We start from the raw sequence: 12,708 nt of genomic DNA on the forward strand, positions 1-12,708 counted from the left end.
ACCGCCCCCTCCCCGCACCGCTCCCCGTCGAGATCCTCCAGGGCGAGGGCCGCCACGCCCTCACCACGGTGCTCCGCCTGCGGCCCGACGCCTGACCGCGGGGAGGAGCGCACCACCCCACCCCGGAAAGGCCGTTGAGCAGTGGTCGGTGCGGGAATACCATGGCGCGTCGCCGCTCGGCCGTCGCGGGGCGACTCCCCCTTCGGCTCCCAGGAGACCCCTTCCGGCATGCGTGCGTTCCTCCAGGCCGTCCGGCTGCTCGTGCTGCTGCTCGGCTTCTACGTCATGGCCGTCGGCCTGCTCGCGTCGATCGTCGCCGCGGACGTCGTCCTCACCGACGTCGCGCTGCGACAGGGCTACGTGACCTTCCTGTTCCTGGGCATCAGCGTCGCCTTCGCCTCACCGCTGGTGTCGGGCCTGTTCGCCTCCGTCCGCGGCGTCAACCGTCACCGGCCGGCCGGGGTGCGGGTGACCGCGGACGAGCAACCGGAGCTGTGGGCGCGTGTGCGCCGGGTGGCCGAGGCCATGGAGACGGCGGCCCCCGTCGAGCTCTGGCTCGTGGCGGAGCCGATGGCGGCCGTCTGGCAGAGCTCCTGGGTGCTCGGCCTGGTCGCCGGGCGCCGGCGGATGGTGCTCGGCATCCCGTACCTGACGGGGCTGACGGAACGCCAGATCGACGCGGTCATCGCCCACGAACTCGGCCACTTCGCCCGGCGCGACACCCTCCTGGCGGGGCTGGCCGCCCGCAACCGCGCGGGCCTGATGCGGGTCCTGGAGCGCTACGCCGAGGACGGCAACGGCATCGGCCACGCGATGGGCTCGATGTTCGCCGGCTACGCCCGCTTCTGCCTGCGGACGACGCAGGCCCAGGCACGCCTCGGGGAACTGGCCGCGGACCGCGCCGCCGCGCGGATCGCCGGACGGGACACCACCGCCGCCGCCCTGCGGCGCATCCCCCTGCTCGACGCCGCGCACACCCGCTACGTCCGGGAGTACGCCGGCATCGGTACCGCGCTCGGTCTGCTCCCTCCGGCCGAGGAGGTGCACCCCGGCTTCGGCGCGTTCCTGGACAGCGGCACCTGGCGGGAGGAGGAGCGGCGGCTGATCGCCGACCCGCCCCGGGAGAAGACCTCGCCCTACGACTCGCACCCCCCGATGCGCGAGCGGGTCGCGGCGATCGAGGCGCTGCCCGAGGACGCCGCCGGGACCGTCCCCGGCGAGCCGTCACCGGCGGGCGCCGGCCTGCTCGGGGATCCCGTGGCAACCGGTGCCCGCACCGTGCTGGCGCTCCCCGGGGCCGCCGGGCTGCGGCAGCTGCCCTGGCGGGACCTGGCCGCCGAGGTGGGGACGGCGGAGCTCGGCGCCGAGACGACGCCGGTGCTCCGGGCCGCCCGCGCCGTCCTGCGCACCCCCGCGGACCTCGGGATGCTGCTGGACGCCCTCGACGCCGGGCGCTGGCCGGAGGTCGTCGACTGCATGCCGCGCCCCGGCCACGGGGGCCACATGCTCCTCGACGACTCCCTGCGGGCGCGTGCCCGCGCCGATGCCGCGGACGGGCTGTACTCCCTGGCGCTGGCGGCCCTGGTCGAGGACGGCCGGGCCCGCTGGGAACTGGACTGGGAACGCGGCAGGCACCTGGAGTTCGACGAGGGCGTCCACGCCGCCCTGGACCGTGCCGTGGACGCGGCCGTGTCCCCGCAGGACGGAGCGGAACCGGACAGCTCGGGCCTGCGGGAACTCCTCGGGCTGCCCGTGGACCGGGCACCGGCTCAGACCTGAGACGTTGCGGCCGGCACCTCACGGGTGCGGGTCCAGCGCAGCAGGGTGTCCGCGTCCCAGGTGTTCACCACCCGCTGCGGAGGGACGCCGCACTCCTCGGCGCGGGCACAGCCGTGGATCTGCCAGTCCAGCTGGCCGGGGGCGTGGGCATCGCTGTCGATGCTGAAGAGGACCCCGGCCTCCACGGCCTTGCGCAGCAGCCGCCGCGGCGGGTCGAGCCGGTCCGGGCGGCTGTTGATCTCCACGGCCACCCCGAAGCGCTCGCAGGCGGCGAAGACCAGGTCCGCGTCGAACTCCGACTCCGGGCGCAGCTTGCCGGCCACCAGCCGTCCCGTGCAGTGCCCCAGCACGTCCACCAGCGGATTGCTGATGGCGGAGATCATCCGCCGGGTCATCTCGTCCCGGTCCATCCGCAGCTTGGAGTGGACGGACGCGACGACGACGTCCAGCCGGTCCAGCAGCTCCGCGTTCTGGTCGAGGGCGCCGTCCGCGAGGATGTCGCATTCGATGCCGGTCAGCAGCCGGAAGGAGCCGGGGAGACGGGCGCCGACCTCGGCCACCACCTCCAGCTGGGCGCGCAGCCGCTCGGCGGTGAGCCCCCGGGCGACGGTCAGCCGCGGGGAGTGGTCGGTGAGCGCCGCCCACTCGTGGCCCAGCTCCATCGCGGTGCGGGCCATCGTCTCGATCGGGCTGCCGCCGTCGGACCAGTCCGAGTGCAGATGGCAGTCGCCGCGCAGCGCGGCCCGCATCCGCCGCCCCGCGTCGCCCTCCGGCCGGTTGACCGCGTCCGCGGCTCCCTCCGCCAGCCGGGTCAGGTAGGCGGGCCGGTGGCCCGCCAGCGCCTCCCGGACGACGGCGGCGGTCTTCGGGCCGAGCCCCTTGACCTCCTCCAGGCCACCCGGCCGTTCCGCGCGCCGCCGGAGTTCCTCCGGCGGCATCGCGGAGACCGTGGCGGAGGCCCCGCGGAAGGCACGGACCCGGTATGTCGGGGCGCCGTCCCGCTCCAGCAGGAAGGCGATCCGGTCCAGCGCCTCGACGGGGTCCATGCCTCCAGGATCAGGTCTTGTTGCGGAACCTCGCCACCGCCAGCGGCGCACTGATCACCGTGATGCCCACGGCCCACATCAGCGTCATCATCGCCGAGTGCGCGACCGCACCGCCGTTGATCAGGTTGCGGGAGGCGTCGGCGAGGTTGGACAGCGGGTTGTAGCGGGTGAAGGCCTCCAGCCAGCCCGGCATGGTCGTGGGCTTGGCGAAGATCGAGCTCCCGAACTGCAGCGGCAGGACGACGATCATGGCGAGTCCCTGGACGGACTGGGGGGTCCGGGCGACCAGACCCAGGAGGATGAAGACCCACATCAGCGAGGCCCCGAAGGTCAGCGACAGCACCACCGCGCCCACCAGCCCGAACACACCGTTGTCCACGTGCAGTCCGAGGATGAAGCCCATCACGAGGAGGATCACCGTGGCGACCAGCGCCCGGCCGATCTCCACCACGATCTTCGCGATCAGCACGGAGGAGCGGGCGATGGGCATCGTGCGGAAGCGGTCCATCACCCCGGTCTTGAAGTCCGAGTTGACGCCCGTGCCGACGGCCATGGCGATGTTCATGCCCATCATGGCCATCAGGCCGGGCACCATGTAGTTGACGTACTTCTCCTGGCTGCCCTCGAGCGCGCCGCCGAAGACGTACACGAACAGCAGCGTGAAGACGATCGGCATCAGCAGCGCGTCGAACATCGACTCCGGGTCCTGCCGGATCTGCAGGACGTTGCGCCGCACGAGGGCGCCGATGTGCCGGAGGTTGGCGCGCAGCCCGATCCGCGGATCGGCGGTGGCGGCCTTGGTGTTCCCCGCGGGGACGGTGACGGCGGTCATGCCGCGAGCTCCTCTCGGTCCCGGGTGCCGCTGCCGCGCGTGACGGCCAGGAACACCTCGTCCAGGCTGGGCAGATGGGTGTCGATGCCGGCGATGGCGAAGCCGTGCGCGCCGAGCGCGGCCACGACGTCCGTCAGCTGCTCGTCGCTGAGGATGGGCACGTTGAGCACCCCGCCCGCGTGGTCCGGCACGGCCTGCGTCCCCGTGCCGAGCGCCGTCGCCATCGCGTCCAGCTCCCCGGGGTCCACCGGCCTCACCTGCAGGGTCCGGCCGCCGACCTTCGCCTTCAGTTCCTCGACCCGGCCGCCGGCGATCACCCGGCCGCGGTCGATGACCGTCAGCTCGTGCGCGAGCTTCTCGGCCTCCTCCATGTACTGCGTGGTCAGCAGCACGGTCGAGCCGTCCGCGACCATGTTCTGCACCTCGTCCCACACCTCGTTGCGGGTGCGGGGGTCCAGGCCGGTGGTCGGCTCGTCCAGGTACAGCACTGCCGGGCGGCCGATCATCGACGCCGCCAGGTCCAGGCGGCGGCGCATGCCGCCGGAGTACTCCTTGGCGGGCTTGCGGGCGGCGTCCGTCAGCGAGAACCGCTCCAGCAGCTCGTCCGCCCTGCTCCGCGCGTCCCGCCGGGACAGGTCCAGCAGCCTGCCGATCATGTAGAGGTTCTCGCGGCCCGACAGGGACTCGTCGACCGACGCGTACTGCCCGGTCAGCCCGATCACCCGGCGCAGCTGCCGGGGCTGCGCCACCACGTCGTAACCGGCCACCATCGCCGTGCCGGCGTCCGGCCGGATCAGCGTGGACAGGATCCGCACCAACGTCGTCTTCCCGGCGCCGTTCGGCCCCAGCACGCCGAGCACGGTCCCCTGCCGCACGTCCAGGTCCACCCCGTCGAGGGCCTTCGTCTCCCCGTAGCGCTTCACGAGCCCCCGCACCCTGACGGCGGCGTCCGCGCTCTTGGCATCTCGTTGTGTCATGCCGCCACGGTCGCGCGCCTCACCGACACGGCGCCGACATATCGCTGACAGCCTCACCGACACGGTGCCGACGCGCCCCCGGCCGCCGACGCGACGCCACCGGAGAACGCCCGAGGGGGGACGCGCACCGCGCGTCCCCCCTCGGGCATCGGCCCTTCAGTGCCTACGTGGTGACCGACACCAGCCGCTGCCCCTGGGACGTGACGACGTCGAACCGTGAGATGGAGTCCGGCTGCATCCCCGCCGACCCGTCCAGCGTGAGCGGGTTGGGCTGGTCGGAGGTGCCGTAGCCGGCCGTCGGGACGCTCCAGGTGCCGACCGTCTGCTGGGAGCCGTCCTTGCCGACGACGACCAGGCGGCAGGTCAGCGGGCCCTGGACCCCGGCGAGGGTGAGGCCGACCTCGCTGCCCCACTTCTTCTCGTTGACACCGACCGTCGCCTTGACGCCCGTGGAGTTGTCGGTGCCCTTGAACTGCTCCGCGTAGACCCTGGCCTGGGCGTCGTCGGAGCCGCCGCCGGAGGCGAGCACCGCGACGGTGGGGCCCGCCACGATCAGCGCCACCGAGGCGGCGAGCGCGAACATCCTGCGCCGGGCGCGGGTCTTGCGGTCGTCCGACACCTTGCCGAGCAGACGTCCGAGCACCTTGTCGCCACTGGGCGGGAGGGGCACTCCGGCGCCGGCGGGAGCGAGTTCGGCGAGTACCGGCACGAGGCCGCTCAGCTCGTCGAGCTGCTGTCCGCACTGGTGGCAGATGGCGAGATGTTCCTCGAAGCGCGCCATGTCGGCGTCGTCGAGCACGCCGAGGACGTACGCCCCGACGTCGACGTGCGGGTCGTGGGGGGTACCTGCCCCGGAGCCGTAACCGTAGACCGTCACGAGGTGGTCACACCCCTTTCCTCAAGAGCGATTTTCAGGGAGCGGAGGGCGTAGAAGACGCGTGAGCGCACGGTGCCGGGCGGTACCCCCAGCGCCGCCGCGGCCTCGTTGACCGTCCGGCCCTTGAAGTACGTTTCGATCAGCACCTGGCGGTGGGCCTCGGTGAGATCATCCAGTGCGTCGGAGATCGTCATCAGCCTCAGGGAGCGTTCGAGTTCGTCCTCGGCCGGGAGTTGGTCGAGGGCGGCCGGGGAGGCCTCCGGGGGCCGTGCCTGACGGCTGCGGTGGCCGTCGATCACGATCCGCCGGGCGACCGTCACCAACCAGGGCCGCAGGGAACGGGCGCCCGGGTCGAGCCGGGACGCGCTCTTCCACGCGCGCAGCAGGGTCTCCTGCACGACGTCCTCGGCCAGGTAGCGGTCACCGCCGACCAGCCGAAGAACGTATGCGAAGAGCGCACCCGCGTGTTCGCGGTAGAGCGCCCGCATGAGGTCCTCTTCGGGGACCCCACCTGAGCGATGGTCGGCCACGAGCGCATCCTGCCCTACTGATCGCTGGGGGTCGAGTCCTCTCAATGCCTGCTGTCCCATCAGTACCCGTCTGACCCGTTCTCGGAGGAGGCGCTCTTCGGCTGCGCGGGCGCCCCGGCCTTCTCGCCGTCCGGGGTGGCCGCGTACCAGGTGCGGTTCGCGCCCTGGCCCTTGGTGTCGCCCGGGTTCTTGTCGCCCGCGAAGTGGTAGAGCGGCATTCCGTTGAGCGTGAGCTGCATCGTGCCGTCGGGGCGCTTCACGCTGCCGACCAGGTTCTGGTCCACGCCCTGCACCTGGGTGTCCGAGACCGCGGCGGCCGGCAGCCACTGGGTCGCGCACTCGCCGGTGCAGGTCGAGGTCGGCGGGTTGGGCTTGTCCTGCTCGAAGCGGTACAGCACCCAGCCCTTCTCGTCGGTGACCAGCTTGCCGAGCTGGGCGTTGTCGACGGTCCGGAGGCCGGGCGCCGGTGCGGGCTGCGACGCCTGGATCGCGCCCACCGGGGGACTGGCATTGTCGACGCCCGCGTTGCAGGCGGTGGCGACGATCAGCGCGGCGGAGGCGAATGCCCCCGCCCCCACCGATCGGCGCAACTTCGGAACGTTCATGCCACGGCCCCCGGCACTTCTCGTCGGTGCTCCGCCCCTGGTGGGCGGTTGCCCACTCATACGGGGGTGAGGGCCGGTGTACTCAACGTCCTCAGAAAAAACTTCCGCCCCGGGGAGGGGGTGCCCGGGGCGGAAGCCGGCGGTGGGTCGCACCGCCTCAGGGGGAAGTCGCGCGTGGCGCCGCGACAGGTCGTCCGAGGGTCAGTGGAAGCTGTGCTCCGCAGCCGGGTAGGCACCGCCCACGACGTCCTCGGCGAAGGCCTTGGCCGCACCGCCGAGGGTCTCGCGCAGCGCCGCGTACTGCTTGACGAAGCGCGGCACCCGGCCGCCGGTCATCCCGGCGAAGTCCGTCCAGACCAGCACCTGGGCGTCGCACTCCACGCCCGCGCCGATGCCGACCGTCGGGATGTGCAGGATCCGGGTGACCTCCGCGGCCAGCTCGGCCGGGACCAGCTCCAGCACGACGGCGAAGGCGCCGGCGTTCTGCACGGCCTTGGCGTCGCGCAGCAGCTGCTGGGCGGCCTCCTCGCCGCGGCCCTGGACCGGGTAGCCACCGAAGGCGTTGACCGACTGCGGGGTGAGGCCGATGTGGGCCATCACGGGGATGCCGGCCTGGACGAGCAGGTCGATCTGCTGGGCGGAGCGCTCGCCGCCCTCCAGCTTCACGGCGCCCACCCCGGCCTCCTTGACCAGCCGGGTCGCGCTGCGCAGCGCCTGCGTCGGACCCTCCTGGTACGAGCCGAACGGCAGGTCGCCGATGACCATCGCGCGCTTGGTGCCGCGCACCACGGCCGCGGACAGCATCGTCATCTCGTCCAGCGTGACCGGGACGGTGCTCTCGTAGCCGAGGTGACAGTTGCCCATCGAGTCGCCGACCAGCAGCACGGGGATGCCGGCCTCGTCGAAGACCGAGGCGGTCATGGCGTCGTAGGCGGTGAGCATGGGCCACTTCTCGCCGCGCTCCTTGGCGGCGGCGATGTCCCGGACGGTGATCCGCCGTGTCCCCTTGCCGCCGTACAGCGCCTTGCTGCTGTCGGGAGCGGGCTGGGCGGGCGTCTGGGCAGCCGGAACGGCATGCGTCATTGCAACTGCTCCTTGTGTCATCTCGAGGCGCCCTGACGGCGTCCCCGGACCGATTCCATGCTGACACGCGCCGCCGTCCGCGCAAAGGGGGGCGTCCGTCACTGCCCCTTTTGCCGAGGTTTTACAATACGAGACGGTCCCGTATCGGAAATCGGGTCTACGTTGACGGCATGCCCGCCGACACAGCCCAGCCGCAGAGCCCCAGCGTCCCGGAGGCGGTCCACCGCCGCCGCTGGGGGATCCTGACCGTCCTGCTGTTCAGCCTCCTCGTGGTGGTCCTGGACAACTCGATCCTCAACGTCGCGATGAAGACCATCGCCGAGCCCGCCCCGACCGGCCTGGGTGCCACCCAGAGCCAGCTGGAGTGGGCGATCAACTCCTACACACTGGTCTTCGCCGGTCTGCTGTTCACCGCGGGCCTGCTCGGCGACCGCCTCGGCCGCAAGAAGGTGCTCCTGTTCGGCATGGCCGTCTTCGGCGTCGGATCGGTGCTCTCGGCCTTCGCCGGGTCCTCCGGCGAGCTGATCACCTTCCGCGCGGTCATGGGCTTCGGCGGCGCCTTCGTGATGCCCGCGACGCTCGCCATCATCATCAACGTCTTCGAGCGCGAGGAGCAGCCCAAGGCGATCGGCATCTGGACCGGTGCGGTGGGCCTGGCGATAGCCATCGGCCCGGTCACCGGCGGACTGCTCCTCGACCACTTCTGGTGGGGCTCGGTCTTCCTGGTGAACGTGCCGATCATCGCCGTCGCCCTGGTCGCGATGGTGCTCATCGTCCCCGACTCCCGCGACCCACGGCCGGGCCGCCTCGACCCCGTCGGCGTGCTGCTGTCCATCGTCGGCCTGGTGCTGCTGGTGTACGGCATCATCAAGGGCGGCCAGCTCGCCGACTTCACCGCCCCCACGCCCCTGGCGGCCATCATCGGCGGCCTCGTGGTCCTCGGCGCCTTCGTCTGGCACGAGGCCCGCAGCAGCCACCCCGCCTTCGACGTCTCCTACTTCCGCAACCCGACCTTCTCGGCCTCGGTCTCCGCGATCGGCCTGGTCTTCTTCGCGCTCATGGGCGTGACCTTCTTCATGGTCTTCTACACCCAGAGCGTGCGCGGCTACAGCGCCCTGGACTCCGGCCTGCTGCTGCTCCCGCTCGCCGTCGCCCAGCTCGTCTTCGCGCCCCGTGCCCGGCTGGTCGTCGACCGGATCGGCGCCCGCCTCACCTGCGCCGCCGGGCTCGCGCTGATAGCGCTCAGCTTCCTCGGCTTCCAGCTGCTCGACGCCGACACCCCGATCTGGCAGCTGGAGGTGCTGTTCTTCCTCATGGGCACGGCCATGGCCCACGTGATGCCGCCCGCGACCGTCGCCATCATGTCCTCCCTGCCGCGTGAGAAGGCCGGCTCCGGCTCCGCCGTCAACAACACCTTCCGGCAGGTCGGCGGCGCGCTCGGCGTTGCGGTGCTGGGCTCGCTGATGTCGACGGTCTACCGTGACGGCATCGCGGACCACCTGACGGGCCTCCCCGCCGACGTGCAGCACCGGGCCGGCGAGTCCATCGAGGCCACGCGCGCCGTGGCCGAGAGCATGGGTCCCGCGGGCAAGGCGCTGCTCGCCCCGGCCACCGACGCCTTCCTCGACGCCATGCACGTCACCGCCTACGTCGCGAGCGGTGTCGCGCTGCTCGGCATGCTCGTCGTCGTGGTCTTCCTGCCCGGCAAGACCGCCGGGGGGCGTCCCGCTGGCGGAGAGGAACGCGAGGTCAGCCCGGTGGGGGCGGAGCGGTGACCGGCACCCGGGCGGTGACGGAACCCGGCGGCGACACGGTCCCCGGGCCCGCCGGGCGCCTCCCGCGCGGCCGTCCGCGCAGCGCCGCCGCCGACACCGCGATCATCGAGGCCGTCCTCAGCATGCTGGAGGAGGGCGCCACGATCGGGGAGCTGTCGATGGAGCGCATCGCCCGCGCCGCCGGCGTCGGCAAGGCCACCGTCTACCGGCGCTGGGCGGGCAAGAACGCGCTGATGCTCGACGTCATGAAGTCCGTCGACGAGCAGACCCCGCGGCTCGCCGGCCGCTCGGTCCGCGACGACCTGGTCACCTGCGTCGAATTCATACGGCGCAGGGCCCTGGTCAAGCGCTCCTCCGCCCTGCTGCGCAACGTCCTCGCCCAGGTGCAGAACGAGCCGGAACTGTGGGCCGCCTACCACGACACCGTCATCGCGGCCCGGCGCGCCCAGGTCCGCGAGGTCCTGGGCCGGGGCATCCGCAGCGGCGAACTCCGCGACGACATCGACCCGGAACTCCTCGGGGACCTCTTCATCGGCCCCATGCTGTCGCGTTCGATGCTGCGGCCGGACGCGGCACTGCCGGAGGGGCTGTCGGAGCTGATCGTCGACTCGGTGCTGCAGGGCGTCCGCGCCGGGCGCTGAACGCCTGGGGGAACAAGGGGGAATGTCCTGATTCTGTCACAGGGTGCCCTTTCGCCGGGCGGCGGGGGAACCTGTCGCCCGGCGAGTCCCGTCCTCCGGGCGTCGATCGCCTATGGTCGACTGAGCACCTGGCAAGACAGTGAGGACTCCCCCCATGGCTCAGGCGTACGACGCGGACGTGACCACCGACGGCGGTACCAGGCCGCAGGGTTCGGGTGCGAACGGACGTTTCGGACGCTTCCGGCGGTTCTGGTCCTTCGGCGACCGCATGTGGCGGCGGGGGATCGTCACGGCCGTACTGGCCCTCGCCATCGCCGTGGTGATGGCCTTTCACGGCGCGGTGCCCAACCGGATCGGCAACCTGGGCAGCCTGCTGGAGACCTTCCTGCCCTGGCTCGGGCTCGCGCTCCCGGTGCTGCTGGTGGTCGGCGTGCTGCGGCGCTCGGCGACCGCGCTGATCGCCGTCCTGCTGCCGATCGTGGTGTGGCTGCACTTCTTCGGCGGGCTCCTCACGGACAAGGACGCCGGTGGGGGCGACCTCACCGTGCTGACCCACAACGTCAACGCCGACAACCCCGACCCCGCCCGCACCGCGCAGGACCTCATCGGCTCCGGTGCCGACCTCGTCGCGCTGGAGGAGATCCCCGCCGGGAAGGTCTCCGTCTACAAGTCCGGGCTCAAGGCCCGCTACCCGTACAGCGCCGTGCTGGGCACCGTCGGGCTGTGGAGCAGGTACCCCCTCGGCCAGGTGCGGCCGGTGGACATCCGGCTCGGCTGGACCCGCGCCCTGCGCGCCACCGCCACCACGCCGCACGGGAAGGTCGCGGTCTACGTCGCGCACCTGCCCTCGGTGCGGGTCAAGTTCAACGCGGGCTTCACCGCCGGCGAGCGCGACCGCAGCGCCGACGCGCTCGGCGAGGCCGTCGCGGACGAGAAGCTGCCCGACGTCATCCTCATGGGCGACCTCAACGGCACGATGAACGACCGCGCGCTCGCCAACATCACCTCCCAGATGCGGTCCACGCAGGGCGCCGCGGGCGACGGCTTCGGCTTCAGCTGGCCGGCCGGCTTCCCGACCGCCCGCATCGACCAGATCCTCGTCAGGGGCCTGGAGCCGACCGCCTCCTGGGTGCTGCCCGCGACGGGCAGCGACCACCGCCCGGTGGCGGCGAAGGTAGCACTCCCGTAACGAGTTCTTCGCCCACGGGAAGAACGGGCCGGGCAGACTTTGTTCCGCAGTTAAACTAATAACTGCTCCCGACCCTGCCCCGGAAAGGCCTGTCATGCCTCTCGCCCTGCTCGCACTGGCGATCAGCGCATTCGGCATCGGTACGACGGAGTTCGTGATCATGGGCCTGCTGCCCGACGTCGCGGACGACCTGCAGACCTCCATCCCGACCGCCGGCTACCTCGTCTCCGGCTACGCCCTCGGGGTCGTCATCGGCGCCCCGCTCCTGGCCGCGGTCACCACGCGGATGCCGCGCAAGGCCCTCCTCCTGTCCCTCATGGCCCTGTTCACCGTCGGCAACACGCTCTCCGCCCTCGCCCCGGGCTTCGGCTGGCTGCTCGCCGGGCGCGTGCTGTCCGGACTCCCGCACGGCGCCTTCTTCGGCGTCGGCGCGGTCGTCGCCGCGGGCATGGTCGACCCCGCGCGCAAGGCCCGCGCCGTCTCCCTGATGATCGCCGGGCTCACCGTCGCGAACATCGTCGGCGTCCCCGCCGCGACCCTCCTCGGCCAGCACCTCGGCTGGCGCGCCACCTTCCTCGCCGTCGGCATCATCGGCCTCGCCGCCATCGCCGGCATCGCCCTTCTCGTGCCCCGCATCCCCCTCGCCCCGGGCGGCGGCCTGCGCCGGGAACTGTCGGCCTTCCGCAGCGGGCAGGTCTGGCTGGCGCTGGGCACCACGATCTTCGGTTTCGCCGCGGTCTTCGCGGTCTACAGCTACGTCACGCCGATGCTCACGCAGGTCGCCGGGTTCGGGGAGAGCAGCGTCACGCTGGTGCTCGCCCTCTTCGGCGTCGGCGCGACGATCGGCAACCTCCTCGGCGGCCGCCTCGCCGACCGCGCCCTGCGGCCCGCGCTGCTCGGCGGGCTCGGCGCGCTCGCGGTCGTCCTGCTGCTGTTCACGGTCACCGCGCACGCCCGCTGGAGCGCGGCGCTCACGGTCGTCCTGCTCGGGATCGCGGCGTTCGCGACGGGGTCGCCCATGATGATGCTCGTCATGGAGAAGGCCCGGCACGCCCCCGCGCTGGCCTCCTCCGCGAACCAGGCCGCGTTCAACCTGGCCAACGCGGGCGGTGCCTGGCTCGGCGGGGTCGTCCTCGCGCACGGCCTCGGCTACACCGCCCCGGCGGTGGCGGGCGCGGTGCTGGCGGTCACGGGGCTCGCGATCGCGACGGTCGCGGGCCTGTGGGAGCGGCGCGCGGGCTCCGATGCGGGGTCCTCTTTGTCCCGGGTCGTCGTGTCCGGGCAGCCGCCCGCGGTGCGGGAGCGCGTGCGCTGACCTGGCCCGTGCCTCGTGTGCGGCGCCGTTGTGGTTGCGGTTGGGGTTTCTCCCCCGCC

At 72.4% G+C, this 12,708-nt stretch carries 12 protein-coding genes; 5 read left to right on the forward strand and 7 right to left on the reverse strand.

Features of this window, described 5'->3' with window-relative positions; all coding sequences use genetic code 11:
- The first annotated feature begins 228 nt into the window (after window positions 1-228).
- On the forward strand, window positions 229-1,779 hold the full coding sequence (locus PV341_RS38535) for a M48 family metallopeptidase (RefSeq protein WP_500360247.1): 1,551 nt from the start codon (window positions 229-231) through the stop codon (window positions 1,777-1,779).
- Here the strand turns inward: PV341_RS38535 and PV341_RS38540 are convergent.
- From PV341_RS38540 to panB, 7 genes are all read right to left on the reverse strand, one after another.
- Window positions 1,770-2,825, reverse strand: a complete 1,056-nt coding sequence (locus PV341_RS38540) for a PHP domain-containing protein (RefSeq protein WP_500360248.1) — start codon at window positions 2,823-2,825, stop codon at window positions 1,770-1,772. The genes PV341_RS38535 and PV341_RS38540 overlap by 10 nt on opposite strands.
- A gap of 10 nt (window positions 2,826-2,835) precedes the next feature.
- Entirely contained in the window at window positions 2,836-3,657 is an 822-nt protein-coding gene (locus tag PV341_RS38545) for an ABC transporter permease (protein ID WP_500322265.1), read from the reverse strand.
- Window positions 3,654-4,634: an ATP-binding cassette domain-containing protein gene (locus tag PV341_RS38550; protein ID WP_500322266.1), complete on the reverse strand. Its 981-nt coding sequence runs from the start codon at window positions 4,632-4,634 to the stop codon at window positions 3,654-3,656. Before PV341_RS38550 ends, PV341_RS38545 begins: the two co-directional genes overlap by 4 nt.
- 163 nt (window positions 4,635-4,797) lie before the next feature.
- On the reverse strand, window positions 4,798-5,511 hold the full coding sequence (locus PV341_RS38555) for an anti-sigma factor family protein (RefSeq protein WP_500322268.1): 714 nt from the start codon (window positions 5,509-5,511) through the stop codon (window positions 4,798-4,800).
- The gene (locus tag PV341_RS38560; protein ID WP_089221762.1) at window positions 5,508-6,101 is read right to left on the reverse strand and encodes a sigma-70 family RNA polymerase sigma factor; all 594 of its coding nucleotides are present in this window, start codon (window positions 6,099-6,101) and stop codon (window positions 5,508-5,510) included. Before PV341_RS38560 ends, PV341_RS38555 begins: the two co-directional genes overlap by 4 nt.
- The gene (locus PV341_RS38565; RefSeq protein WP_499511531.1) at window positions 6,101-6,646 is read right to left on the reverse strand and encodes a hypothetical protein; all 546 of its coding nucleotides are present in this window, start codon (window positions 6,644-6,646) and stop codon (window positions 6,101-6,103) included. Before PV341_RS38565 ends, PV341_RS38560 begins: the two co-directional genes overlap by 1 nt.
- A gap of 201 nt (window positions 6,647-6,847) precedes the next feature.
- Complete coding sequence (panB, locus tag PV341_RS38570; RefSeq protein WP_500360249.1) at window positions 6,848-7,729, reverse strand: 3-methyl-2-oxobutanoate hydroxymethyltransferase; 882 nt, start codon at window positions 7,727-7,729, stop codon at window positions 6,848-6,850.
- Between the two features lie 170 nt (window positions 7,730-7,899).
- Between panB and PV341_RS38575 the strand changes: the two genes are divergently transcribed.
- The 4 genes from PV341_RS38575 (at window position 7,900) to PV341_RS38590 (ending at window position 12,649) form a co-directional block, all read left to right on the forward strand.
- Window positions 7,900-9,504, forward strand: a complete 1,605-nt coding sequence (locus PV341_RS38575) for a DHA2 family efflux MFS transporter permease subunit (RefSeq protein WP_500322270.1) — start codon at window positions 7,900-7,902, stop codon at window positions 9,502-9,504.
- Window positions 9,501-10,145, forward strand: coding sequence for a TetR/AcrR family transcriptional regulator (locus PV341_RS38580; RefSeq protein ID WP_500322271.1), 645 nt, complete (start codon window positions 9,501-9,503; stop codon window positions 10,143-10,145). The genes PV341_RS38575 and PV341_RS38580 overlap by 4 nt, the downstream gene beginning before the upstream one ends.
- 268 nt (window positions 10,146-10,413) lie before the next feature.
- The gene (locus tag PV341_RS38585) at window positions 10,414-11,334 is read left to right on the forward strand and encodes an endonuclease/exonuclease/phosphatase family protein (RefSeq protein ID WP_500322401.1); all 921 of its coding nucleotides are present in this window, start codon (window positions 10,414-10,416) and stop codon (window positions 11,332-11,334) included.
- Between the two features lie 94 nt (window positions 11,335-11,428).
- Entirely contained in the window at window positions 11,429-12,649 is a 1,221-nt protein-coding gene (locus tag PV341_RS38590) for an MFS transporter (RefSeq protein ID WP_500360250.1), read from the forward strand.
- Window positions 12,650-12,708 lie beyond the last annotated feature (59 nt).

The organism is Streptomyces sp. PA03-1a (assembly GCF_033792805.1).
Classification (GTDB): domain Bacteria; phylum Actinomycetota; class Actinomycetes; order Streptomycetales; family Streptomycetaceae; genus Actinacidiphila.